Raw genomic sequence first — 25,365 nt, 5'->3', positions numbered from 1 at the left:
CTTAATGTGGTATGTTATGAAAAATATGAAAAAAAGAGTCGGTCTAATTATCGGGCTTTTATTGTTGGTGTCGATAATTGGGGTAATAGCTAACTTCGGCTTTTTAAAAATATCTCTCTTCGCAGTGGGGTTAAACTATTTAGCAATTATTTACTTCATAGATAATTTTTTAAAGGCAACAAGAGCCGAGTTTTGGCAAATTCCTCTACTCTATGTCAGCCTAACTGTTTATTTAGCTATGGTTTTTGTTATGGTCCTGACTCAATTTGAAGTTTCACTGCATGATACTAAAGTAATGGGAACTTATGATTATTTATACTTTGCAATCATAACTCTTACATCAGTGGGATATGGAGATTTAACCCCACAGAATGATATAGGACAACAAATAAGTATAGCTATGGCCTTAATCGGAAGTGGACATATGTTGGTATCTGTAGCGTTACTCCTAGATAAAATTAATCAAGGTAATGTAAAGAGCTAACAAGTTGCTTAAACGGACACAAACAGCTGGCTGTGTTCGTAACTCGCAATTATAGCCAGCCATTTTTAGCCGCTTAGCAAAGCGTTAGAGGTATCAATTGAACGGAGTTAAACTTAACGTTATATCACCTAAAAAACTTAGTGCGAGTAACATTAGTATTGTTGAGTACCTTGAACTAGATCCATCTAAAGCGGTTTTGTTAAAATACCGAAAAGCCCATACCTTTATTTCAGAGCCAAATAATTGTCACTTAAACATTATGGTTCAATGTGACAAGAATGGAGGACAAGCTGTTGAGGGTTGGATTATTGGTCAAGATATTAGAAATAATTTTTTAGAAGCTAGATTTCACTCTGTGTGGCTTTCTCCTGAAGGTGAATTGATTGATTTCACTCCGCGAACAGATCTAGAAAAGCGTATTATGTTTCTACCTGATCCTAAACGTAAAATTATGCTTACTACCCATAATAATATACCTGCGATCATGTCTTACGATTCCGTAAAGTTAATAAACGGAGTTGTTCAATCAGTGATCAAGCAAATAATATGTATCCCGCAATCAGATATGATTTATAAGTATGGGCTAGCAGATCGGAGCTAATACGTCTGACAAGAAAATCAACAAGGACACGTAACAGTTGGCTACGTTTCGCTTCGCTACACAATTTTAGCCAACCATTACTTAGCCTGTTATTTAGGCGTTGAATTAAGCCGCTGCGCGGAGCCAAATGCTGATTCAATCGAGTGTATTAATCTCATTGGATCAGTTAGACTTAAAAAAGATGTGATGGAACACCACAATGACAAGGGAATTGCAATTGAACACATACAAATCAAGCCTCATAATCAATTCAAAATTGATCTACAGTCGAGAGCTGGCATCAAAAAAGCAAATTCCTATAGCATAACGTGTACCCATTAATCTGGACTCGGCATCGGCCAAGTCCAACAAGCGGTTTGTGCCATGCAAACTGCGCAACGCACAAATACTAAAACGTTAGCCTTACAATTAACCCATGCACATTTTTAAGGATAAAAATTGACTATTCCAGAAATATTTAACGCAATTAAATCATACCTTGCAGGCTTTTTAACTTTTGTTGTCTGTTTTTCTGTAGCGGGAGTATTTCTTTGGGATGAGTACAAAGAAGTTCAAGTAAGTAAAGAAAACGTATCGACAAAACTATTGCTCCTAAAAGACACCGAATTGAAGTTAGAGAAAGATAAATCTCTTTTACTATTAAAGTTAAAAGAACAAGAGTTTGCACTTTCTAAAAAAGAAATTCAGATGGATAAAGCTAAGAAAGATCTAGAAGAAAGAATCGAGAAGTTAAAATCTTCTTTGTCTACTTCTGAGGTAATCAATAGTGATTACCTCAAAAATAAAGAAAAAGAATTAAATATTTTGATTGAACAATATGAAAGTAAGCTTGATGAAGTTAAAGAACTTTATACGCTTTATTCACTCAAAGCACGAAAAGCTAAAGCAGAAGATTTAATATTAAAAACAATGGAAGATTTTTCTGCTTTAGGGGTCAACATTAGTAGACCTGATTGGTGTGATAAAGATTATATGAAAAGATATTATCAAGGGGAGGCATTAATTGATCGAATAAATGCATTAAATAGTGAGTATTCAATAAGTGAAGAGTATGAGTGGTTTGTAAAATCGCATTCTAGAAGTATGCGGACGTCGAGTGACGGAGAGTGTAAAGCTAACAAGCCACTAAAGCAGGACTCGTAACAGTTGGCCGAGTTTCGCTTCGTTTCACATTATAGCCAACAATTACTCGCCTCTTAGTGGGTCGGTTAAATTTATAAGGATATTCTCATAGTATGTATAATCTACTAGTCACTGCAAGCATAGGATCTTGGGATGAATCATTCTATGAATTTGATAAAAGTCGTTTTTTGGAATATACAACAGAATCGATTGCCACTGCCTTTAAATCTTTAACACCAAATCTTATTGAAACCCTTATAAAGTATCCTTGTATATTTGCATACGAAGGGAATGATGAAGATTTTCGTATTGGAAAACTAACATCGATTAAAGAGAGGGGCAGGAAATTACGCATTGAGTTTGAGCTAGATATAAATATTCCCCCCATATCATATGAGTTAATTAAACCAATATCTTCATTATTAGATATTCGTGAATGGGAAATGAATAGAACCCATTGGGCGGTAAAAGATGAAGAACTTTTTGAACGGTTAATAAAAGCTGATATTTTAAATTCAGATCAAACTCAAAAAATGGCTAAGCAGCAGAAACCTATAGCTAAAAAGTCGAATAATCCAACGGTGACAACGGTTCAAGGTTTCATTGGTAAAGTTCTTTTCTCAGAAAGAGAAAAGAACACAGAGGTTTTTTATCGCGGTCACTCGAATAAAAATAGCTATAAACTAGAACCATCACTATTTAGAAAAGATAAAGATGGAAATTATCTCTACTTAGAGAATGAACACATACTCTATCGAGAATTACTTGTATCTAACTCTGCGGACTTTCAATCTGATGAATACACTTTAGATAAACTAGTAAGAATGCAACATTATTCTTTACCGACTAGGTTACTAGACATAACATCCAACCCTCTTATTGCCTTGTACTTTGCATGTAAGTCATCCTTAAGTGAGGATGGTGAAGTAATTCTTCTTTCTATGGGAAGAAGTGAAGTTAAATATTTCGACTCTGATGTTGCTAGTTGCATATCGAACTTAGCTAGGCTTCCAAAAATAGAGAAAGATAATATTAATTTTGAAGAAATAGAATTTAATGAACAGACAGCAGTGAAACGATTGGTTCACTTTATTAGAGAAGAAAAACCATATTTTGAACCTAAGATAATCTCAGGTGATCTCAGCAAAATTATTTGTGTAAAAGGCAAACAAAGTAATGATAGAATTTCATCACAATCTGGGGCATTTCTCTTATTTGGAGTTGATGCAGTTTTAGATGAAGAGGGAAGCCCTGAAATTAATGTGACCCGCATTACTGTGACTAGCAAAGCATCAATACTTAAGGAGCTTGATCTTCTTAACATCAATGAAAGTACAGTATTTCCATATATTGAGAATTCAGCAAAATATGTTGCTGAAAAATATAAATTTAATGCGCCGATGAACTAGGCCACAGGGCGGAGCCAAATGCTGACTCAATCGAGTGTATTAACCTCATTGAATCAGTTAGACTTAAAAAAGAAGTGATGGAGCACTACAATGACAAGGGAATTGCAATGAAACACGTACAACCTAAGCCATATTACCCGTTCAAAATTTCTCTACAGCCCAGAGCCAGTATCAAAAAAGCAAATTCCTATAGCATAACGTGTATCCATTAACCTGGACTCGGCATCGGCCAAGTCCAACAAGCGATTTGTGCCATGTAAACGGCGCAAAGCACAAATACTAAAACGTTATATGTATCAATCAGAGGTGTGAATGAGTTGGCTTGAAACTTTTATTACTACAATTTTTGGCTCTGTTGCAATTTCAGGAGCAATTATTCATTTCGGAAAAGGTTGGATAACGAAACGACTAGACTATCAATATGCAGCAAAGTTAGAGGTTCACAAAGCTAAGATGAAAAGTGTTAGTGATACTGCATTGGAGAAGCTTAAATCATCTCTAACGGTAGAGTCCAATAAACATAGTGTCGTTTTTAATAATTTGCATGAAAGACGCGCCGAGATATTAGCTAAAACTTATCAATTACTTGTTACTACCCGCAACAATCTTGAGGCTTACACATCTCCAGTTGAATTTGTTGGTGCGGAAACTAAAGAGTCTCGTAGACAGGAATTTGGCAGATCATTAGAGGAATTTACTGAATACTATTCATCTCATGCTATATATCTAACCGAATCTATAGTCATAGAGTTGAAAATTGTTGATGCTAAAATGACTACTGTTGGCCAAGATTTTATGGCTAAAGTTGAAATGGCTAGTACATTAGATCCTAAAGGTTGGAAACAGATATATGCTGAAGTTGAGTTGTTAACAGAGACAACAATGAAAAAAATTGAAGAGGAATTTCGTACTATTCTCTCAGGTAAAAACATATGACAAGGCAATTAAACGCAACTAAAACAGTGGGTTGCTTTTCGCTTCGCTCCGCATTTTAACCCACTTATTTTAGTCCGCTTATTGCGGCGTTATATTTTATTTTTGAGAGTGTTGTATGGAAAGTTTATTAAGAAATACGTTTAATAATATGATTCAAGAGTACGAAGTTATTTTTGAGTCATATTATCCTTCTCATCACTCAACAGGTTTTATGGAGGCTAATCAGGTTCATTTATTTGCAAAGTCATTATGTAATTTGCAAAGTGATGCATTTTCTTGGTTTGAGGCACCATTAAAAAAAGTTGGCCGTAGCTACCCTCGTATTGATGCTGTCATTTTTATACCAGGCTTAGAGGCTGTCGTCTTTATAGAGGCAAAGAGAATTAATAATCCTAATGCTAAAGTAAATGAAATCTACAAAGACATAGATAGGTTGTTAATTGATAATAACCGGAATCATATAATGGCCAAAGTAAAGTTCGACATAAAGCATCAGTATATTGTTTACTTGGCAGACGTATGGCTGGAAACAAAAAATAAAAAAAGTATTCCTTATTGGTGGTGCTCTAAGGAAAAACCTGATGGAATTCTTGATCGAGTATCCTCTCGCTATAAAGATACTCAAACTTTTGTTGAAAGAATGCAATCTGTCGGAGTAAATTGGAATATAAAAAATCAACATATACATGAATTTAGAATGGTAGAAAACTACTGTTTAATGTTCGGTATACATAAAATATAATAAGGCACTTAAACGGAACAAAAAACAGTGGGTTATGTTTCGTGCCTCAGCATTGTAACCAACTATTTTAATCCACTTATCGCAGCGTTGGTACCAAAACATAACCACCCACTCTGATTACCTACAAACAAAAATGGCTACTTGATATAGCCATTTTTATGGGCGTTTAGCGGTGTTTTTAGCGTAAGCGGGCTTGTTTCTCTGCCAATCTTGCTAGTGTCGCAATTTGTTGGTTTGCGGCTTCACTGATTTCTAGCAATTGCTCAAGAGATAAAAAGCGGGGTTCGCGCATGTACTGCACTAATTTATCGCGGCTGGTGACAAACTGGTCATCATGTATCGGTTGCGAGCTCACTATTTTGCCGCCTTCCCATGTAAACATCATGCGCTGACGCTCAAATGGATGTTGAGTGCGGCTAAGTCGTTTTTGGGCTTCGTTAAAGGCATTAATGAAGTTGATCTTAAGTTCGGCAGCTTTGGCACCGGTAAAGCCCATCACTAAAAACATAAAACCGTCTTTGGTCAGGTGGTAACACTTTAAATCGCGCTGACTCGTACCAACCTGTTGATTTTGCACGTTAGCGCAAAAATGCGCTGACGTAAATTCACTTGGGGCATCGTTTAGAATGCGGTCAATTTTGCGTAATACATCTTTATGTTGTTTGCCAAAATAATCAGCGACGATCAGTGAATTGGTAATGGTTTGTTGGCCGTTAATAAAGACCAATTGCGCAGGGTAGTTTTTAGACTGTTGTAAGTTCATGGGTGACACTCCTAGATATCGTGAGTAATCATCACCGTCTGGTACGAAACATTGGGTGATGAGCTGAGCAAGGTTCGTACTACCGCATCTAGGAAGCGGCCAGCCAAATGGCTGCCTCACCCAGCCCACCATAGTAGTGGTGCGCCGAGTCACGCAATAAAAAACCAGCTCTAAAGGCTGGCGACATTGCGCCTAGATACTGCGGGGTACGAATCCCGGCATTGGATTTTGCCAATGCCCAAACAGTATCGCCCCACTTAGGCGCATTTGTCAATTTTACTTATGAGTTATCAGTTAAGTGAGTTATCGATAACCCTTGATCACACGGCTATTTGCTGCCTAAAGCAAAGCGTATGCGTTTGAGTGACTTAGCAAAAATAATGAGGGCAATAATAAGCTAACCGTTTGGCATCTGTAGCGCATTACCCTAATGTATTGATATTGTTGTGTTTATTTCTTACGTTTTATGTTGGCACTTTTAAAGTGCAATTTACGTTTTTTATTTGAGTGTAAGAGTCATTAAATTGCTTTACTTCAAAGACATAGAAAACGTAGGATGATATTAATCAATAACTTAAACGGGCGGCTTTATCGGTCAATCCGTTCAATAAGCTGTCATGTGTCTCTATCCAGTCATTATTTATATGGTTACCTGAAATGAAAGTGTTAAAAAAGTCTATAAATCGAAATGCATTTAATGAAAAACTAATCCACAGGTATTACTTCGAAAGAATCTATCTAGATAGAGTTATTAGGAAATATTTGGTTCCTGATTTCTTAAAAGAAAAAGTGAAAAATTTAAATTTAGTTGTTCCAGAAGATACTATGGAAATGGATGGGTATAGACCTGATTTTTCATTGTTTTTTAAAGGTGACGATAAATTTTATCCTGTCGAAATAAAATGGAAAGCATCTGACTTAAATAAGCAAAATCAAATTGAAGCTCTTAAAAAAAACAATGGCTTTTTGGTTTCATTTGATGAGCCCACAGATGATTCAATACCGCATGTCGTCATAGATAAATCAGATTTTGAGAAATGGCTTATCACTCGCATAGATACTTTATGGGAAGAAGCTTTATCTACAAAAGTAAAAACAAAGGTAGGTAATAAAACATGGGTTGTTGCGTTAAGAGGTCAGTCAGCAAAAAATAATTTCCAAAAAATGTTAACCAGTACGTCTAAAAATAATTCATTTTGGGCATTTAAAAATGATATGTCTGCTATGGAAAATATTTTACACCTAGAGCAGGGAGATGAAATGATTTTTATCTTTTTTAAAGCATTAGGTTCAAATGAAGGGAGTAAAATGAAAACAAATTCAACTGAAAATATTGAATTGCATTCAGCATATACTTCTAAAATTGATGACCCATACTACATGGTGCTTAACAGTGGCAGATCAAGTTTCTTTGAATCTGGTGATATAGCAATTAATAAGAGAATATGGCCACACTTCTTTGATTTTTCGATCCAAGATAAATATGAGTTTTCTACTAATTTGAAGTTAAGTAGGGGGGATATGTCAGCGTCACTAAGAAAACAAATTACTGATTCAGCAAATCATGGTGGCGTACTCATGGAGCTTAATCAAGTAGATTCAAAATATCTGAAAGGACAATTACGCTACTATGAAAAACACATAACAAGCGCTTTAAACGTAACAAAAACAGTTGGTTAGGTTTGGCTTCGCTCCACAGTATAACCAACAATTTTTGTCCGCTTAAGAACATCGAAACATGGTCATCCACGATTACTTTTTACATTTGATGTTGGCGCTTTTAACGTGCAATTTATGTTTTTCATTTGAGTGTAATAGCCATTAAATTGCTTTACTTCAAAGACATAGAAAATGTAGGATGATATTAATCAATAACTTAAACGGTCGGCTTTATCAGTCGAGCCGTTTGATAAGCTGCTATGCCACACAAGGATGAACCTAATGAGCTCAATTAAAGAATATATGTTTGATATTAGATATGAGGAAATGAGGCAATGGATTTGCGAAGAATTAAATGATGACGAAGCCGACGAAGACAATCCGGACTGGGCAGAGCTTGAAGAAGAGTGGCATAACATGCAAGCGAGCAACGAAGAGCCTGCCGAATTTTTCGACTGGTACAAAAGGCACGCTCACTCGGATATACACCAAACCTTTCATCTGCAAATAAGCAAGCTTAAAGACTTGCTACATATTGCACTACCAGATTTTAACGAAGAAACATTCTATAAAATGACTTACGCTTACGCAGTAACCTTAATGGAATCTTTCCTAGCGGATACTGTTAGATCTTTGATCATTACTGACGAGAAATATTTTTTAAATGCCATCAACAAGGTAGACGGTATAAAAGCCTGTAAATTTACTATCAGTCAAATTGCAAAGAATAAGGATGGCGCCAAAGGGTTTGCAATATCCGAGCTTTCAAAGCTTATGTACCATAATATCGAAAAAGTTATGGCAGTCTTGAAGGCAATTCTGGGAAGAGATATGAACACTGATATTTCCAAGGTCTGCGCAATTACAAGCCTAAGGCATGACATCGTCCACCGCGATGGTAAAAAAACCGATGGACAGCTAATTATGGTAGATAAGGAAATTGCAGAAGAAACCATTCTGCATATTGAGGAGTTCGTTAACTCTATCGCTGAGCAAATTTATGCACCTAAAAACGCATAACATGTCGCTCACTTTGTCCGTAGGGACGGGCAACGAAGCATGACCACCCACGATTATTTTTACATTTGACGTTGGCACTTTTAACGCGCAATTTAAGTTTTCATTTGAATGTAAGAGTCATTAAGTTGCTTTGCTTCAAATAAAATATATATAAAATGTAAGGTTATACACATCAATAACTTAAGAGGTCGGCTTTATCGGTCGAGCCGTTCAATAAGCTGTTAGAACTATTCACTGTAGAATGTGTGATTCAAATATGAAGGAATATATCAATGAATGAGCTCCCTATAACAGAAGCTACTTTAGATAAACCAGAAATCAGTGAAGAGCCAGCCTCTTTAGAAGATGTTATTGAAGTTGAAATTAAAGATGTAATTGATATTTTTTTACACAGGATTATGGATGTTGAAGACTGTGCAAAAGAATATATATCAGCTGCTGCCAAGAGCTATAACGAGAACGGATATAAATTAAGGGGCGAAATCGAAAAGCATCAGATAGCACTCGTAGCGGAAGGTGATGAGGCTATAGACATTATTGCTGTTAAGAGTTTAAGGAAAACGTTAAGAAAAGTAGAAAGACACAATAGCTCTTCGCCAGTAACTACTTTAGAGAAGAGTCTTTTTATTAGTCTATTTTCTGTTTTTGACAAATTCGTAGGTGATTTAGTAGCTGTTCTGTATAGAAAAAAACCTGACTTATATAACAATATTAGCAAAGAGATTTCTTTATCTGAAGCATTAAAATATGCTTCCATGGATGAGTTACGACAAGTTTTTTTAGATAAGGAAATAGAGTCTATTAGGCGTAAAAGCTACATAGAACAATTTAAAGACCTAGAAATTCGGTTTTCAGTTAAACTCACTAAGTTTGACGATTGGCCATACTTTATTGAACGAGCACAAAGAAGGAATTTATTTACCCATTGTGATGGTATTGTAAGCAAACAATATTTAGATATCTGCAAAGATGTAGGGGTTAAATTTAAGAAAGAAAAAGAAATCGGTGAGCAACTTGAGATTGGAGCCAAATACCTATTTCAGTCATGCATGCTAATGTCTCAAGTAGGGGTTATGTTAGGTCAGACTCTTTGGCGGAAGGTGCGAGAAGACGAATTGGTAAAGGCTGACTCTCATTTGAGCCGTATTGTATTTGATTATTTACATATGGAGCATTGGGGGAACGCAATATCAATTAGTAAGTTTGCGCTTGGATTACCTAAAATTTCAACAGATGAAATGGAAAGAATATTTACAGTAAATCATGCAATAGCACTAAATGCGATTGATAAGCGAAAGGATGCTAAGAAAGTTCTCGACAAAAAAGATTGGTCTGCGACGACGTATGATTTTAAATTAGCTTATGCAGTCCTGACAGAAAATTATACTGATGCAGAAGTAGTAATGTGTAAACTCGGTAAAGAAGGCGAGTTGTTAGTTGAACTTTCATACCACGATTGGCCATTATTTCGAGAATTTCGAGACACGGAAGAGTTTTTTAGAGGTTATGAGAGCGTTTATGGGTACAAGTACTCTTCTAAGTTAAATGAGATAGCTGAAACAACAAAAAACGAAGTTGTATAGATATCTTTCAGTGTAATTGACGGTTCTAGTCAGGCATTTAAATGGAAAAAATAGTGGGTTACGTTTCGCTTCGCTACACATTTTAACCCACTATTTTTGCCCGCTTAATGCGGCGTTAATTTCAATTGACTATAGGTTGTTGTATATATTTTTATATATAGCAAATCACTTAACCGATAACTTCTAAATCAAATCTAGAAAGTATCGGTTTTACATATCACACAAAGCCAATTCTACCAACGCCATATGTGGCGTAAAACACGCCATATATGGCGTATTTTTCCCCCTAAAAACCGCTATAGTTTATATAAGCTTGATACCACTGCGTAACTGGCTTTGCTTCCTCTCTAGTTCCTCTTTACATACTCTCTCGTTAGATCATCGCCGTTGGGCTCCTGTATTGGAGCCCTTTTTTTTTGCTCATATTTACCTGGTGCTACATGAATATTAAAACAAGGCTTTTGGCGCTGGGGTTTACTGGTGCCATTCTTACTGGTGGTGTATTGGTTGCCACTGGTGAAGGTGAAGTATTACGCACCTATGTTGACCCTGCCGGTATTGAAACAGCCTGCTTTGGCCAAACTGGCCACAACATAAAGCTTGGCATGGTGTTCACCAACCAACAGTGCCTAGACATGCTGGCAACCAGCCTTAAAAGCTTTGACCGTGAATTGGTGAAACTTACCCCGCCATTAAGCGAGGGTGAACACATTGCTTACTTAAGTTTTATTTACAACGTTGGGGCCGAGGCTTTTGGGGCTTCTACGCTGCGTAAAAAGTTGTGGGCGGGTGACCGCGTTGGCGCATGTAACGAGTTGCCGAGGTGGATTTATGCCAAAGGCAAAAAGTTACCCGGTTTAATTGTACGCCGCTCAAATGAGCGGCGTTATTGTTTGAGGGGCTTGTAATGTTTAATGACTTTAAAACCACAGTGCTGTTATGTGCGGTGCTGGTTATGGCGATTGTGATTGCCGTTGGCGCGTTAGGCATTACCTCACTCAAAGCGAAAAACGGCACGTTAAGCCATGACTTGATGCAATCGCAAGTTAGCGTTGATGCGTTACTGAGCAGCAACGACAACAAAGATGAACGGATTAACACGCTTGAACGTGATTACCGTGTGATGACCGAACTAAACACCTCGCACCGCAAGCAAGTAGCCGATCTCCAATCGACATTAGACCACAAACTAGAACGTGCTAATCAGCTAAGGACATCAAACCATGAGCCAACTAAAACATGGGCTAATACTGATTTGCCTAGTGATGCTGTGCAGCTGCTCAAGCAAACCGATTGTCAAAGTGGTGACACAGACCAACACGGTTTATGTGTTACCGCCCCCTGATTGGCTTGAGCTTTGTGATAGCCCACGTTTTATCGGGTTCTCAAATCTGGATTTACTGAATCATTCCCTTACTCAAACCAATGCGCTAGCAATGTGTAATGCAAACATGCTGCGCCTACAACAATGGCGGCAGCAATATGAGCATAACGACTGACCTAAGTGCAAAACTCACCTCGTTATTGTCTTACATTGCCTCGTTTTTTACCGCTGCAGGCAGTTATGTGAACGATATGGATATTGGTGTTGTAGTCGGCGTGTTGTGTGCTGTGTTTACCGCGTTTATTAACTGGTTTTATCAGGCCCGTAAGAGAAAGGGTGAAAAACACATACAAACGTTGCAAGCACAATTACTCGCCAAACAATTGCAGCATATTGAACAAGAACGATGTAGCCATGTGTTAGACGATATTCACAAGGACTAGCTAATGGCACGTATTCAAACACCCGACGCCGAGCCAGTGCTACTGAACAAAACCGACCTGTGCAAAAGTTTGGGTATTAGTACCCAAGCGTTCGATAAGTGGGATGTGCCGATACACAGCAAAAAAGGCCGTGAGTGTTTGTACACCATGAGCGACGTGGTGGGTAATCGGGTGGCTAATGAGCGCAAAAAGCATGTAAGCAATCCAACGCCCGAAGATAACGACAAGCCCAATATCGAGTTTGAGCGTTGGCGCTTAATCAAAGCGCAAGCCTATGGCCAAGAGCTTAAAAACGAAAAAGACGGCAAAGAAGTGGTTGAGGTGACGTTTTGCTCGTTTGTGCTGAGTCGCATAGCCGCGCAAATATCACCGGTGCTGGACCAAATACACATTCGTGTAAAACGTAAATTCCCCGACATGCCCGAACGCACCATTGACGCTATTCGCGCTGAAGTGATTAAAAGCCAAAACACCGCCGCAGAGTTGGCCAACGGCATTGAGGATTTATTAGATGAATATATCAGAAGCACAGATTAAAAATTTGAAAGCTGCTGTCGCTGCTGGCCTTAAATCGTTTTATCGTCCACCTATGTTGACCTGTAGTGAATACGCCGACACCCATTTTTATATGTCGTCGGAATCGTCTTACACCGAAGGTAAGTGGGAAAGCCTACCGTTTCAAATCGGCATATTGAATGCCATGGGTAACGACCAAATCACCACGCTGAACATTATGAAGTCTGCGCGTGTGGGTTACACCAAAATGCTGATGGCCAATGCGGGTTACAAGATAGAACACAAAAAACGTAACGTGTTGATATACCAGCCGCGTGACGGTGCCGCCAAAACGTTTATGAAAAAGCACGTTGAAACCGCCATACGTGACATGCCGATTTGGAAAGCGTTAGCGCCGTGGATTGGTCGCAAGCATAAAGACAGTACCTTAGAAGATAAAATTTTTACCAACGGTAAAACCTTAATGGTGCGTGGTGGTACCGCCGCGGCTAACTACCGTGAAATATCAACCGATGATGTTATTTACGATGAGTTAGCCGGTTTTGATGAGTCAATCGAACACGAAGGTAATGCCACATCGTTAGGTGACACCCGTGTTGAACTGTCGTTGTTTCCTAAATCGATACGGGGTTCAACGCCTAAAGTATTAGGGACCTGCCAAATTGAAAAGGCCTGTAGCGAAAGCCAGTACCAATTTAGATTCAACTTGCCTTGTCCACATTGTGATGAGCTGCAGCATTTAAAGTGGGGCGGTAAAACTGAACCCTTTGGTATTAAGTGGCAAGGTAGCGAGCCAAAAACAGCCTATTACGTGTGCGAGCACTGCGGTTGCTGCATTGAAAACAATCAACTACACGACATGGAAGAACACCCAAGCGCTTTATGGATATGCGACAAAACGGGCGTGTACACCTCAGACTTTATTTCGTTTTTTGATAAAGACGGCGACGACTTTTTAACGCCTGAAAATATCTCGATTTACATCTGGTCGGCCTATAACACGCTTAACAGTTGGGCCAAGTTAGTCACTGAGTTTTACAAAGCTAAAGGCGATAAAGAAAAGTTACAAACCTTTGTTAACACCAAATTGGGCCAGCCGTGGGACAACGACAACGGCGAACGCATTGAGTGGGAAGACTTAGGCCGCAGGCGTGAAATGTACCCCAACGGCAAGATGCCCGATTGGGTTGTGTATGTCACCGCGGGTGTTGATACCCAAGACGACCGATACGAAGGCCGTGTTTGGGGTTGGGGCGCAGGTAAAGAGTGCGCCTTAATCGATAGGTTTATTGTGTATGGCGACCCAGCCAGCCAAGTGTTACTGGATAAAGTCGCGCTGCGTTTAAACCAAAGTTACCCCCGTAACGACGGTATTGTGTTGAGCATTGGCACAACGTGTTGGGATTCGGGCGGGCATTACTCCGATACCGTTTACTCAATGAGTAAAAAGCTGGGTTTGTTCCGCGTGGTGCCCATTAAAGGCGCCAATATGTACGGCAAGCCGATTGCCAATTTCCCGCGTAAGCGAAGTAACAAAGGTGTGTATTTAACCGAGGTGGGTACCGACAACGCCAAAGAGTTGATCATGGCCATGATGCGCACTCAACCCAGTGTTGATACGCGTACACCTGGTGCAATTCATTTGCCACTGAACGACAGCATTTGTGATGACACCGAACTGCAACAGTTAACGTCTGAACGCAAATTACCGACACGCCGCGACGGTCGCATTGTTTATCGCTGGGAAGCTGGCGGCAGACGTAACGAAGCGCTCGACTGTTTTGTGTATGCCTTGGCTGCGCTGTATATCGCCATTGATCGCTTTGGCATTAATCTCGACTCGCTCAGTAAAGTGATAACCAATAAAGACGAAAACCCATCATCAACCGATGAATCCCCCAAACCCAAAAAACCGAAACAGAGCCAAGCCAATGACTGGTTAAATGGTGGTTCGGCTAAATCAGGAGGCTGGCTGTAATGTCAAAGCAAACTGCTACAGACATGGTCGCGCTGTATATCGAAGCCGAAAAAGATGTACTGGCGGGTAAGTCCGTCAGTATCAACGGCAAAATGATGAGTACAGAAGACCTGGAACAAATTCGTAAAGGCCGCATGGAATGGCAGCGCACCTTAAGCATGTACACCCGTCCACGGGGTACAACACTCGCCCGATTTGGATAGGAAATAATATGAGCATTATTAACGATGCACTATCGTATTTATCCCCTGGCTGGGCGCTAAAACGACAGGCAGCCGCAATGAGCTATCGCAACCTTAAAGGTTACGAAGCTGCCAGCCCAAGCCGAACCCACAAAGCCAATAAAGAGGGGCGCGGTGCCAACCAAGCAGTATTTGCTGCAGGTAAAAGCTTGCGCGAACAAGCGCGATGGTTAGACGAAAATCACGACCTGAGTATTGGTATTTTAGACCGCATGGAAGAACGGGTAATTGGTGCGCAAGGCATTGTGGTTGAGCCACAACCCCGCAGTATTAGTGGGGAAATACTCGACGAACTGGCCAATGATATTCAGCGTCGTTTTGCTGCATGGTCATTAAAGCCTGACGTAACAGGGCGCTACACACGGCCAGAGCTCGAGCGCTTAGTGTTACGTACCGCATTGCGCGATGGTGAAGTATTCGGCCATCAAGTGCGTGGCAAGGTGGCTAAGTTTGGTCACCCAAACCCGCAAGGCACGCAATACAGTATTGAAGCGTTAGAGCCTGATTACATTCCGTTTGAACTTAACGATGTATCAACCCGCGTTCGACAAGGGTTAGAGGTTAATGGTTGGGGGCAGGTGGTTAATTACCATGTTTTGTTTGATCACCCGTCTGACCAAATTGGCTTTCGCTACAAAACGAAAACCGTACCCGCTAGTAACATGTTGCACCTTGGCATGTTTAAGCGTTTGCACCAGCTGCGCGGTATTAGTATTTTTCACGGCATTTTAACCCGCCTTGGCGACATTAAAGACTATGAAGAATCTGAACGGGTAGCAGCGCGTATTGCTGCCGCCTTAGCGTTTTATATCAAACGCGGTGACGCCAGTATGTTCGGCCTAGGTGGTGATGCCAAAGCTGACCGTGAAATTAACATTGCACCAGGCATGACCTTTGATGATCTCGCTGTTGGTGAAGATGTGGGCATGATTGAGTCCAATCGCCCCAATGTGCATTTGGTTGATTTTCGTAATGGCCAGCTAAAAGCCTGTGCTGCGGGGACTCGTGGCAGTTACTCGAGTATTGCCCGTGACTATCAAGGTAGTTACTCAAGCCAGCGCCAAGAGTTGGTTGAGCAAGATGAGTCTAACCGCATTATGCAGCAATGGTTTTGTGCTGGTTGGGCGCGGCCTGCGTTTCGTAACTGGTTGGAAATGGAGTTAATGAACAAGCAAGACCCTATAACCCTGCCGCCAGACCTAGACACCCGCACCTTGTTTGATGCGGTGTATTACGGGCCCACCATGCCATGGATTGACCCCCGCAAAGAATCCCAAGGTTGGGAGATGATGATAGCCGGTAATGCCGCAACCGAGGCTGACTGGGCGCGAGCTCGTGGCCGTAACCCAAGCGAAGTTAAACGCCAACGTCAACGTGAGCTGAAGTTTAACCGCGAAAACGACATGGTCACGGGTAACGACCCAGAGCCACAAAACGGAGAAACCCCAAGTGAAAAAGACACAACTAAGTCTAGCCGTAGCCGCCATGATGCTAATGCCAAGCGCATCAGCGAGCTTGACCGAGAGTAAAGAAAAACGCGGTATCTACAGCATGAAAGGTGCTGCCAATGGCGTGGTCGAATTGATTTTATATGGCGATGTTGGTTGGGACTTTACCGCCAAACAAATCGCCACTGATCTACGCGCTATGGGCAAAGTGTCGCAGATTAACGCTTACATTCAATCGGGTGGCGGCGATGTGATGGACGGCATGGCCATTTATAACATTCTGGCTCGCTGGCCTTGCCAAAAGTCGATTTGTATTGAGTCGGTGGCAGCTTCTATGGCCAGTGTTATTTGCATGGCATTCGACACCGTGATTATGCCGTCCAATGCCTTTTTGATGATCCACAGTAATTGGGGCGGTGCAGTTGGTACCGCTGATGATTTACGTGAATACGCGGACTTGCTCGATAAGTGGCGCTCAAGCATGGGCAAGGCTTATCAAGATAAAGCCGGCGGCAAGTTAAGTGATGAACAGCTCGGACAATTTTTTAAAGAAGACACTTGGTTGTCTGCGCAAGAAGCGGTTGATCTTGGGCTAGCAGATGAAGTGATAGAACCGATGCAAATGGCTGCATCAATTAATTTTAAACGACTGAAGGACTTTAATAATATGCCTAAAGCATTACAAACCCTGCTAGCACAACAGGGCAATATCGGTGCTACCACCCCCAATTCGCCTGCGCCAGCAGCCACTAATACACCAGCCCCAGTAGCTTCGGTACCAGCACCAGCTGCACCGTCGCAAGCTGATATTCAAGCTGCGGCCATTACCTTTAATGCAGAACGTATTACCGGTATTAATGCCGCGTTCGCTACGTTCCCGCAATTAGCTGAACTTAAAAACAGCTGTATTGCTGATGCCAACATCAATGCCGAAAAGTCGAAAGACCTTATCTTGGCTAAGCTTGGCGAAGGTGTCACGCCATGCGCTGCGCAGCCTAAAAGTGTGATTATTCATGCCAGCAACGGTAACATTGTTGGTGACTCAATTCGTGCACAATTAATGGCTCGGGCTGGTCATGAAGCGGCACAAAAAGACAATGGCTATGGTAGCTATAACTTACGTGAACTTGCCCGTGCATCGTTAGCCGATCGCGGTATTGGTTGTGCCGGTATGAACGTGATGCAAATGGTGGGGTTAGCGTTTACTCATACCTCATCTGATTTCGGTAACATCATGTTAGATGTGGCCAACAAGTCAGTGCTAAAAGGTTGGGCTGAAGCCGCAGAAAGCTTTGAACGTATCGCTAAAAAAGGTCAGTTAAGTGACTTTAAAGTCGCGCATCGTGTTGGCATGGGTGAGTTTAAAAGCTTACCAGAAGTGAAGGACGGAGCAGAGTACAAGTACATCACTGTTGGCGACCACGCTGAAAAAATTGCCCTAGCAACCTACGGCGGTATTTTCACGTTAACACGCCAAACGGTTATCAACGATGACATGGACATGTTAATGGGCGTACCGATGAAAATGGGTAAAGCCGCTAAACGCACTATTGGTGATTTGTTCTGGGCTGTGTTAACCAAAAACGGCAACATGAATGATGGCAAAGCACTGTTTCATTCAACCCATGGCAACTTAACATCAGGTGCGCCAAGCGTTGAAGCGTTCAGCATTGCAGCTGAATTAATGGAATCGCAAATGATTGGCGAATCTCCATTAAACATCATGCCAGCATTTGCATTGGTACCACCAAATCTTAAGCGTGCAGTGCTGCAAATCATTCAATCAACGTCGGTTAAAGGCACCGATGCAAACTCAGGTGTTGCTAACCCCATCCGCGACTTTGTTGAAGTATTGTCAGAGCCACGTTTAAAAGCGAAAAGCGATAAAGAGTGGTACTTATCAGCCGCTCAAGGTGAAGACACCATTGAAGTGGCTTACCTTGATGGTATCGACACGCCATACATTGAACAGCAACAAGGTTTCACCGTTGATGGTGTTGCAACCAAAGTGCGTATTGATGCCGGTGTATCACCACTTGATCACCGTGGCTTGGTTAAATCAACGGGTGTGTAACTCAGTTGTAAACCTCATGCCTTTTGCAACAAAAGGGCCGCTAACTTTTATTAAGTAGCGGCCTTTTTAATGTCCGGCTTTTAATAATCAGCAATTCTTATCGGGAATGAATTATGAAAAATTGTGTATCAGATGGTAATACCATCGACTTTATCGCCACTGCGGCTGTCGCCAGTGGTGAGCCAGTATTGTTGGGTAAAGTAGTTGTCGTGTCTTTGGGTGCGGTCGCAGTTGGTGAACCTGGTGTGGGTGCAGCCGAAGGTGTGTATGAACTGCCTAAAGTGGAAGCCGACGACATTGGTCAAGGTGCGCAAGTTTACCTTAAAGCAGATGGCACCATTACCTCAACGGCATCGGGCAACACCTTAGCAGGTAAAGCGTGGGCTGCGGCTGGCAACCCAAGCACCACGGTATGGGTAAAAATCAATGCCTAGCTTGGCATCGGTATTTGCTGACCGAGTAAATACCAAAATAGCGCGGCTGTTCCGTAAATTGGCAGACCCGTGCGAGTTTGCCCCAAACAATGGGGCAGCATCCTACACTCGTTTAGTATCATTAGACGATAACGGCAGCGAGATCGCCGCATCGTCTAATGAGTACATGCCAGAGTTAATCATGCGTGCTGAGTTTCTACTGAGTGAGGGTGATATTAGTTCTGGCGATGTATTCATTATAGATGCTACCGAGTGTCGGTTAACCCAACGGGTTAGCACCGATTCGGTTTGTGTGACCTATGTGTATTTACAAATGTAGGTGTTGTTATGGCATTAAACAGTACAGGCTTTGACGCGGTTGATCGCGAGCTTAAACGCATGCGTGATGCGCAATCACCCGCCATTAATAGTGCCATAGATGATGCGGCTAAATTTGGTCAACAACTGGCAGTGGACGCCATATTTAACAAGTACGGCTTTAAGTCTAAGTCGTATGTTGAACAACATTTCAGTGTCAGCATTGACCCCAAAACCCTAACAGCGTCGGTTAGCGCAAGGATGCGAGCTTCATCGTTAACCCGTTTTGCTAGCCCTCGTTACAAGGTGGGTAAGCGTTCGGCAAGGGTAGCCGGTGGCTTTAGCATAAACGTTATTCGCAATAAGCCTGTGTGGTTTAGTGGTGCGTTTACCGTCATAGGTCGCAACGGCAATCAATTAATGTTCAGTCGCAAAAAGGGTGACAACTCTTGGCGCAACTTGAATGGACAAAAAGCGTTATACGGCCCTTCAGTGGCAGGCAGCTTTGGTTATATGCGTGACGATTTACAGCCACCCATTATCGCCCATCTGCGTAAAAAATATGGCCAATACGCTAAGTAGTTACATTCCTGTTTAGAGGTTCCCATGATCCAAACCATTTTAAACCGACTTGCATTGGTTGACGGTGCAGTGGTGCGCGAAGGCTTTTACGCCCAAGGCCTTGCAAGAGAATCACAGTTTATTTTTTTGCAACCCTACACCGATTTATTCGGCGCTAAAAATGGCATTAACCAATTCCGCGCAGACTTAACCTTACAAGTGGTTGCGGGTATTAATCTGAGTAAATCAACCAACCCCACCGCCGAGCTAATCAATTTAGTTCGCGACATTCGCAGCGCATTCTTTAAAGACGAACGTAATACCGAAAAACCGTCATGGCTACCCAAAGCTATTACGTTTAAAGAGTCCGAGGCTTGTAAATATATTATGCCCGAAGCCCATGAAAAACATGGATTAGCGGTCATCACTTTAACCTTAATTCATACAGTACCATTCGGAGAAAAACTATGAGCGAGACAGTAGTAGAGAGCTACATCGGTTCGGGCATCGTGTATGTCAACGGCCGCGATGTGGGTAACGCCAGCGGCGTGAATATCTCAATCGAGCAAGAAACAAAAGAGCAACCGAACTATCGCGGTGGTGGCGGTAATGCTGCTGAAATTACCGTGGTTAAATCGGTTAACTTATCCATGACACTGAACGACTTTAGCAATGCTAACTTAGCGTTAGCGCTGCGCGGTAAAATCGACGTGTTAACTGCAGCAGAAGTGACCGCCGAACCGATTGTTGCGGCGCTAGATGGCCTAGCCGACACGGCTAAAATGATTGATACCGAGATTCCGGCGGTGGTTACCGATAGTACAGGCAGTACGACTTACGATGTGAATGACGATTACATTGTCAGTGCTGCGGGTATTCGCGCATTAAGCACTGGTGCCATTACTGCAGGTGAATCACTTAAAGTCACTTACACCAGTAAAGCCGGTAATGCGCTGCAAGCGCTGGTTGAGTCTGGCGAAGAAGTGAAGGTAGTCGTTGACGGTATTAACGATGTAACGGGCAAACCAAGCGTGCTTAAGTTTTACCGTTGGAAACCTACTCCTACATCGGGCCTAGACTTAATTGGCGACGATTTCGGTTCATTCGACATCGAAGGCGGCGTACTTGCCGACAGCAGTATTGTTGCTACTGGTAAGTCTAAGTTCTTTGTGCGTAGCGCAGCGTAAACCGTTTTCATCTTAAAACCTGCGCTGATTTTTGTAATAAAAATCAGCGTAGGATTAATGATAACTGCGTTTAGATAGTAGTAGGGTACATTTGATATAATTTAAAGGCTTAACCACGGCTCACAATTGCATCATTTAATGCAGTAACAATAGACTCAACATGAGTTTTATCTTGGCTTGATAAGGCTTTATTTTCGCCTGCAGAAGTATTGAGGATCACTGTGTAGGTGCTTTTTATGTTTGTTAATACGTAAATTGCAAACATTAAAAGAATAGTCCCTAAAAGTTTCATGAATACTCCGCCTGCAAAGAAACAAAGTGCAATAATCATTAATATTATGGCTCCTGAATACGAACCTGGTATTTCACCTGATTTGACCGAGGTAACATTACTAATTGCATAGGTTTGGCCATCAACAATAAAACGACTATTGCTCACGCTGACATTTCCTTTATTTAAAAAAATTTTTTCTTCCATGATGCATCCTTTCTCGTGTTGGTTTCTTTAAGGATTTTGAGCCATTAACTAATTAAAAACAATAAATAATCAATTCATGTGGTCACTAATTACTATTAATGGGTGATTGAGTGTGTTTTATTCCTATTATATGTGAGATGTATTTATGAGCTTTAAAGACCAAGTCATTAACCTGATTATTCAGGGCAAAGATTTATTTTCCAGCGAAGCCAAGAAGTCTGAAAAGGCGGTGGCCGAGTTAGCTGCACAAAGCGAAATTCTCAATACCCGCTTAAAAGAGTTAGAAGATTTACAAGCCGCAGCCAACTCGATTGATGATCTAACCGCATCAATTAGTAAAGGTGAAAGTGCCTACAAAGAAAATGCCGTTGCCCTTGATAAGTTAGTTAGTCAACAAAAAGCAGCAGTTAAAGAATTAAAGCAACTTGAAGCTGCGCAAAACCAAGCGCAGGGCACTACCAACGAATTAGAGCAGGAATATAACCAAGCCCAAGCTGCATTAGTTAAATACGAAACCGAATTACAACAAGCCCGTGTTGAAGTTGAAAAACTCAGTACCGAGCAGCAACAAGGTGCCACGGCCAGTAAAGAGCAAGCTGCGGCCCTCAATAAAGCCACTACTGATTTACAACAATTAACCAACGAGCAAACCAGTGCTAAAAACAGTGCTAAAGAATTAGCCACAGCATTAGATACCCAGCGTCGCGAACTGCTCCAAGCGACTACCGCAACAGATGCAGCCAGTCGCACCAAAGCGGAATACACCTTAAATGTAAAAACCGCCCGCAGTGAATTAAATAAACTGGCCACTGGTCTAAACAAAAACAAAACCGAACTCGATAAAAATACCGCCAGTTTAAAAAGTGCCGGTATCAGCATGGACAATCTTGCTGATGCCAGTAAAGACTTAAAGCAACAGCAAGCCGCAGCCGAGGCCGCATTAGGTGGCGTTAACACCAAGCTTGCTAAGCACAATAAATTACTGGTCGAGTCTAAAAAAGATGCCGGTGATTTTGGTGGCAGCATCAAAAGCGCGACTGCGTCACTGGTTGCAATGGCCGGTGCCTATATTGGTGTCGATAAACTGTGGGAAAGCCTAAAGTCGGTACTAACCGCAGGCGACGAAGCCAAAGCATTTGGTGTGCAAATGACCGCCATGATGGGCAGTATTGCCAGTGGTGAGCAGGCTACTCAATGGATTAAAGATTTTGCTAATAACACAGGTACCCGTTTAGATACTGCCAGACAATCTTTCGCCTCGTTAAAAACCTTTGGTATCGACCCTATGAATGGCAGTTTGCAGGCCATGGTTGATTACAATGCACGTTTAGGCGGCAGCCAAGAAAAGCTCGAAGGTATTATTTTGGCTGTCGGCCAAGCATGGGCGAAACAAAAATTACAGGGTGAAGAAATACTGCAGTTAGTTGAACGCGGTGTACCTGTTTGGGATTTGCTTGAAAAAGTCACCGGTAAAAACGTGACGCAGTTGCAGAAAATGAGCGCAGCAGGCGAGTTGGGCCGCGACGTCATGAAGCAATTGTTTGATGAAATGGGCAAGCAAGCCAATGGCCAAGCATCTAAAAGCCTTGAACGCTTAAGCGGTCAAGTAAACTTGATGTCCAACAAATGGACCGAGTTTAAAACCATTATTGCTGATTCTGGTGCGTATCAGGTAGCGGTTGATTTTATTCAATCGTTAAATGATAAGTTTGATGAACTGAATAAAAACGGCCAAATCAAACAAGCCGCGCAAGACATTAGCGACTTTTTTACCACCATGATCCGCGATGGTGGTGCCAGCATTACTGCAACACTTGAAAACATTGCCGCCTTTGCTCGGGCATTAAATGTGATTAGCGGATCATTACGGTTAGTGTGGAACGGCATTACCGCAGGGTTATCGTCTATTGCCTTGGTGGCCACAGCATCATTTGCCAAAATCATTGATGCTTATGCATTTATGGTTGAAGTGCTTGGCGGTGATGAGCTTGGCGCTTCTATTCGTCAAGTGTCAGAGGCTGTTAAGGCCATTTCTGACGGCTACAAGCAACAAATTGAGCAAGACAGTAAAGACATTAACGCCGCTTGGCAACAGATAACCGGTGAAGTTGAAAACGCCGCATCTACAGCTTACAAAGCTGCGGGTGAGGCCGCGACTAAAAGCGCCAAGGTACAAGTGGATGCAGCTTATAAAGTAGCTGATGCTCAAGATAAGCTAGCCGAGTCAACTGAGGAGCAAACTAAAGCCACTGATGCTTATGAAGCTGCAATGGAAAAGGCCAATGTTACAACTCTTAAATCCTTACAAGATTTAGCGACTAAAGCAAAAATAGCTTATGAACAAACTAATGAAGCTATTAAAAATGGTGTTGGGTCAACGTATGACGCGGAACAGGCATTTTTAAAATACGCTGAAGCATCGATAAAAGCCGCCGCTGCAGGTGACAAGCAAGTTGAATCGAGTCTTAAGCAACAAGCGGCCAACCTTGGGTTAGCCGATAATATTGATGGGTTAGTTGCTCAATATCAAAAGTTAAAGCAAGCACAAACCGTGATTGGTGAAAGCGGCCAACAAGCTGAAAAGCAGGTAGAAAGTTCAAGCACTAACATTGGTATTAGTATTCAGAATACCGTGGGCGTGATTGTGAAAAGCGCTCAAGATGCTGGCACTACATTGTCGAGCGTTGCCGAGTTCTTTACTGCATATTTACAGGGGATCACAGCCCAAGTTGCAGATCTTAGTACCGGTGCTGTGGCTTACTTTAAGTCGATACTTTATGGCCAACGACAGTTAACCGACTCAAGCAGTGAGCTAGAAAAAACCATTCAGGTTTACAAAAATCTACGTGGTGAGATTGGTGATCTGCTTGATGTGCAAGCTAAATCGGTAGACTTTACCGGCATTAGTAACTTTGCCCGTAAAGCCGAAATTGCAGGTAAGCAGGCACAGCAGGCTTAATACGGCCAGCGCATTGAGTTGCTTAAAATGGTTGATGCACTCAATGCGGCTGAAAGTGGCAACCTTGGCTTAATCAATAGCGCCGAACGTGCGGCAAATTCAATGAACTTGATGAATGATCAAGACTTGGGTGTGCTGCGCAGCGCTATTGATTCAGCTAAATCAAGCATGGACTCGCTGCGTGATAGTGCTCAATCAACACTTGATACGTTGCAAGATGAATTAGACGGTTACTTAGGTCGTCAAGATGAAATCGAAAAGCGCCGTTACCAGCAAGAGCTTGCGGATATTAAAGCTCAGTTAGCCGCCGCAGAATCAACGGGCGACAAGTCGTTAATCACTCAATTGAAAGAAGCCGAAAAAACGCTAAACAAGGTTTACGCTTACCGCACCGCCGAAATAAAAGCCCAGCAAGACGCCAGCGAAAAGCAAGCCATTAGCGATGCTGCAACCGCTAAACAACAAACCACTGCAGCCAGTTCGGTGCAAACCAATGTGACCACTCAAACCCAGCCAAGCACGACCCCAACTGCCGCCGCAACCAGCAGCGACACTGTGGTATTGCAGCTGCAAGTGGGTAACAGCACCTTTGATGCGCAAGCCAAGCGCAGCATTGTGAATGAGTTGGTGGCTGAAATTAAGCGCCTCCAATCGGTAGGTGGTTAGTTTGGCTTGGCAACGTTAGGCACATTAAAAAGTAAGAGGCGCTATGTATAACACCACTATCGACACCATTGTGTTGACCGAGCCATTGCACTGGCTTAACCGCAATAACACCCAGCGAGTATCGGCCAATATGAAACGGGCCCTTAACGGTGCCCCGCATATTCAACAAACAGTCATACCCGCAGGCATTACGTTAGAGCTTGGCAGTAAAAACGGTTGGATGCTTCGCAGTGAGTTTGAACAACTGCAAACCCACGCAGCAAATACACTTACCGAATTTACGATAAACCACGATGGCACCGACATTAATGTGGTGTGGGATAACACGCAGACCAGTGTGATCACGGGTGATGATGTTGACGACCTATTGGGCGGTTATCCGTTACTGACTAACGTGGTATTACGATTTTTAACGCTGTAACTCTTTCTCGCTTATTGA

Annotated in this window: 28 protein-coding genes; 26 read left to right on the top strand and 2 right to left on the bottom strand. The window is 42.0% G+C overall.

The features are described from left to right. Positions 1 to 16: 16 nt before the first annotated feature. The 6 genes from FH971_RS16370 (at position 17) to FH971_RS16345 (ending at position 5,294) form a co-directional block, all read left to right on the top strand. Positions 17 to 484, top strand: coding sequence for a potassium channel family protein (locus FH971_RS16370; RefSeq protein WP_167496043.1), 468 nt, complete (start codon positions 17 to 19; stop codon positions 482 to 484). A gap of 97 nt (positions 485 to 581) precedes the next feature. Beyond that, positions 582 to 1,085, top strand: a complete 504-nt coding sequence (locus tag FH971_RS16365; protein WP_140235040.1) for a hypothetical protein — start codon at positions 582 to 584, stop codon at positions 1,083 to 1,085. Between the two features lie 438 nt (positions 1,086 to 1,523). Continuing rightward, the gene (locus FH971_RS16360) at positions 1,524 to 2,228 is read left to right on the top strand and encodes a hypothetical protein (RefSeq protein ID WP_140235039.1); all 705 of its coding nucleotides are present in this window, start codon (positions 1,524 to 1,526) and stop codon (positions 2,226 to 2,228) included. Between the two features lie 92 nt (positions 2,229 to 2,320). Continuing rightward, positions 2,321 to 3,616, top strand: coding sequence for an FRG domain-containing protein (locus tag FH971_RS16355; protein WP_140235038.1), 1,296 nt, complete (start codon positions 2,321 to 2,323; stop codon positions 3,614 to 3,616). Positions 3,617 to 3,928: 312 nt separating this feature from the next. Then, positions 3,929 to 4,552, top strand: a complete 624-nt coding sequence (locus FH971_RS16350) for a hypothetical protein (protein WP_140235037.1) — start codon at positions 3,929 to 3,931, stop codon at positions 4,550 to 4,552. A 115-nt stretch (positions 4,553 to 4,667) separates the two neighbouring features. Next, a complete protein-coding gene (locus FH971_RS16345; RefSeq protein ID WP_140235036.1) occupies positions 4,668 to 5,294 on the top strand; it encodes a hypothetical protein in 627 nt (208 codons plus the stop codon). A gap of 178 nt (positions 5,295 to 5,472) precedes the next feature. Here the strand turns inward: FH971_RS16345 and FH971_RS16340 are convergent, their stop codons facing one another. Then, entirely contained in the window at positions 5,473 to 6,057 is a 585-nt protein-coding gene (locus tag FH971_RS16340; protein ID WP_140235035.1) for a Rha family transcriptional regulator, read from the bottom strand. A 657-nt stretch (positions 6,058 to 6,714) separates the two neighbouring features. Between FH971_RS16340 and FH971_RS16335 the strand changes: the two genes are divergently transcribed. From FH971_RS16335 to FH971_RS16260, 17 genes are all read left to right on the top strand, one after another. Then, complete coding sequence (locus tag FH971_RS16335) at positions 6,715 to 7,737, top strand: hypothetical protein (protein ID WP_140235034.1); 1,023 nt, start codon at positions 6,715 to 6,717, stop codon at positions 7,735 to 7,737. 261 nt (positions 7,738 to 7,998) lie between these two features. After that, complete coding sequence (locus FH971_RS16330; RefSeq protein WP_140235033.1) at positions 7,999 to 8,736, top strand: hypothetical protein; 738 nt, start codon at positions 7,999 to 8,001, stop codon at positions 8,734 to 8,736. 272 nt (positions 8,737 to 9,008) lie between these two features. Further along, positions 9,009 to 10,319, top strand: a complete 1,311-nt coding sequence (locus FH971_RS16325; RefSeq protein ID WP_140235032.1) for a hypothetical protein — start codon at positions 9,009 to 9,011, stop codon at positions 10,317 to 10,319. 440 nt (positions 10,320 to 10,759) lie between these two features. Continuing rightward, positions 10,760 to 11,227 carry a lysozyme gene (locus FH971_RS16320; RefSeq protein ID WP_140235031.1) on the top strand — a complete coding sequence of 156 codons (468 nt, stop codon included), beginning with the start codon at positions 10,760 to 10,762 and terminating at the stop codon, positions 11,225 to 11,227. Beyond that, positions 11,227 to 11,664, top strand: a complete 438-nt coding sequence (locus FH971_RS16315; protein WP_140235030.1) for a hypothetical protein — start codon at positions 11,227 to 11,229, stop codon at positions 11,662 to 11,664. The genes FH971_RS16320 and FH971_RS16315 overlap by 1 nt, the downstream gene beginning before the upstream one ends. Continuing rightward, positions 11,585 to 11,818 carry an Rz1-like lysis system protein LysC gene (lysC, locus tag FH971_RS20715; protein ID WP_420853434.1) on the top strand — a complete coding sequence of 78 codons (234 nt, stop codon included), beginning with the start codon at positions 11,585 to 11,587 and terminating at the stop codon, positions 11,816 to 11,818. Before FH971_RS16315 ends, lysC begins: the two co-directional genes overlap by 80 nt. Continuing rightward, positions 11,802 to 12,086, top strand: a complete 285-nt coding sequence (locus FH971_RS16310; protein ID WP_240778373.1) for a phage holin family protein — start codon at positions 11,802 to 11,804, stop codon at positions 12,084 to 12,086. The genes lysC and FH971_RS16310 overlap by 17 nt, the downstream gene beginning before the upstream one ends. A gap of 3 nt (positions 12,087 to 12,089) precedes the next feature. Next, positions 12,090 to 12,623, top strand: coding sequence for a terminase small subunit (locus FH971_RS16305; protein ID WP_140235028.1), 534 nt, complete (start codon positions 12,090 to 12,092; stop codon positions 12,621 to 12,623). After that, positions 12,598 to 14,580 (top strand): phage terminase large subunit family protein, encoded by a 1,983-nt coding sequence (locus tag FH971_RS16300; protein WP_140235027.1) that lies wholly within the window; start codon positions 12,598 to 12,600, stop codon positions 14,578 to 14,580. The genes FH971_RS16305 and FH971_RS16300 overlap by 26 nt, the downstream gene beginning before the upstream one ends. Then, on the top strand, positions 14,580 to 14,783 hold the full coding sequence (locus FH971_RS16295; RefSeq protein WP_140235026.1) for a hypothetical protein: 204 nt from the start codon (positions 14,580 to 14,582) through the stop codon (positions 14,781 to 14,783). Before FH971_RS16300 ends, FH971_RS16295 begins: the two co-directional genes overlap by 1 nt. An 8-nt stretch (positions 14,784 to 14,791) precedes the next feature. Then, positions 14,792 to 16,351 (top strand): phage portal protein, encoded by a 1,560-nt coding sequence (locus FH971_RS16290; RefSeq protein ID WP_140235025.1) that lies wholly within the window; start codon positions 14,792 to 14,794, stop codon positions 16,349 to 16,351. Then, complete coding sequence (locus tag FH971_RS16285; protein ID WP_240778371.1) at positions 16,272 to 18,344, top strand: ClpP-like prohead protease/major capsid protein fusion protein; 2,073 nt, start codon at positions 16,272 to 16,274, stop codon at positions 18,342 to 18,344. Before FH971_RS16290 ends, FH971_RS16285 begins: the two co-directional genes overlap by 80 nt. A 113-nt stretch (positions 18,345 to 18,457) precedes the next feature. Then, complete coding sequence (locus FH971_RS16280) at positions 18,458 to 18,778, top strand: DUF2190 family protein (RefSeq protein WP_140235024.1); 321 nt, start codon at positions 18,458 to 18,460, stop codon at positions 18,776 to 18,778. Further along, positions 18,771 to 19,097, top strand: a complete 327-nt coding sequence (locus FH971_RS16275; protein ID WP_140235023.1) for a hypothetical protein — start codon at positions 18,771 to 18,773, stop codon at positions 19,095 to 19,097. The genes FH971_RS16280 and FH971_RS16275 overlap by 8 nt, the downstream gene beginning before the upstream one ends. An 8-nt stretch (positions 19,098 to 19,105) precedes the next feature. Continuing rightward, complete coding sequence (locus FH971_RS16270) at positions 19,106 to 19,657, top strand: hypothetical protein (RefSeq protein WP_140235022.1); 552 nt, start codon at positions 19,106 to 19,108, stop codon at positions 19,655 to 19,657. Between the two features lie 24 nt (positions 19,658 to 19,681). After that, positions 19,682 to 20,107 (top strand): hypothetical protein, encoded by a 426-nt coding sequence (locus tag FH971_RS16265; protein WP_140235021.1) that lies wholly within the window; start codon positions 19,682 to 19,684, stop codon positions 20,105 to 20,107. Further along, entirely contained in the window at positions 20,104 to 20,823 is a 720-nt protein-coding gene (locus FH971_RS16260) for a phage tail tube protein (RefSeq protein ID WP_140235020.1), read from the top strand. The genes FH971_RS16265 and FH971_RS16260 overlap by 4 nt, the downstream gene beginning before the upstream one ends. Before the next feature lie 109 nt (positions 20,824 to 20,932). On the opposite strand, the gene FH971_RS16255 is transcribed toward FH971_RS16260, so the two are convergent. After that, positions 20,933 to 21,301, bottom strand: coding sequence for a DUF6232 family protein (locus FH971_RS16255; protein ID WP_140235019.1), 369 nt, complete (start codon positions 21,299 to 21,301; stop codon positions 20,933 to 20,935). Between the two features lie 145 nt (positions 21,302 to 21,446). Here FH971_RS16255 and FH971_RS16250 point away from each other — a divergent pair, with 145 nt between their 5' ends. Genes FH971_RS16250 through FH971_RS16245 form a run of 3 tightly spaced genes read left to right on the top strand, consistent with a single transcriptional unit; the run spans position 21,447 to position 25,347 of the window. Further along, positions 21,447 to 24,260 (top strand): tape measure protein, encoded by a 2,814-nt coding sequence (locus FH971_RS16250; RefSeq protein WP_240778369.1) that lies wholly within the window; start codon positions 21,447 to 21,449, stop codon positions 24,258 to 24,260. A gap of 27 nt (positions 24,261 to 24,287) precedes the next feature. Then, positions 24,288 to 24,926 carry a DNA repair protein RecN gene (locus FH971_RS20585; protein ID WP_240778368.1) on the top strand — a complete coding sequence of 213 codons (639 nt, stop codon included), beginning with the start codon at positions 24,288 to 24,290 and terminating at the stop codon, positions 24,924 to 24,926. A gap of 43 nt (positions 24,927 to 24,969) precedes the next feature. Next, a complete protein-coding gene (locus FH971_RS16245) occupies positions 24,970 to 25,347 on the top strand; it encodes a hypothetical protein (protein WP_140235018.1) in 378 nt (125 codons plus the stop codon). The last annotated feature ends 18 nt before the right edge of the window (positions 25,348 to 25,365 follow it).

It is taken from the genome of Shewanella polaris (genome assembly GCF_006385555.1).
In the GTDB taxonomy this organism is placed as follows: Bacteria; Pseudomonadota; Gammaproteobacteria; order Enterobacterales; family Shewanellaceae; genus Shewanella; species Shewanella polaris.
The sequence above is the reverse complement of the archived record's forward strand: the minus strand, read 5'-3'. Positions and strand labels throughout refer to the sequence as shown.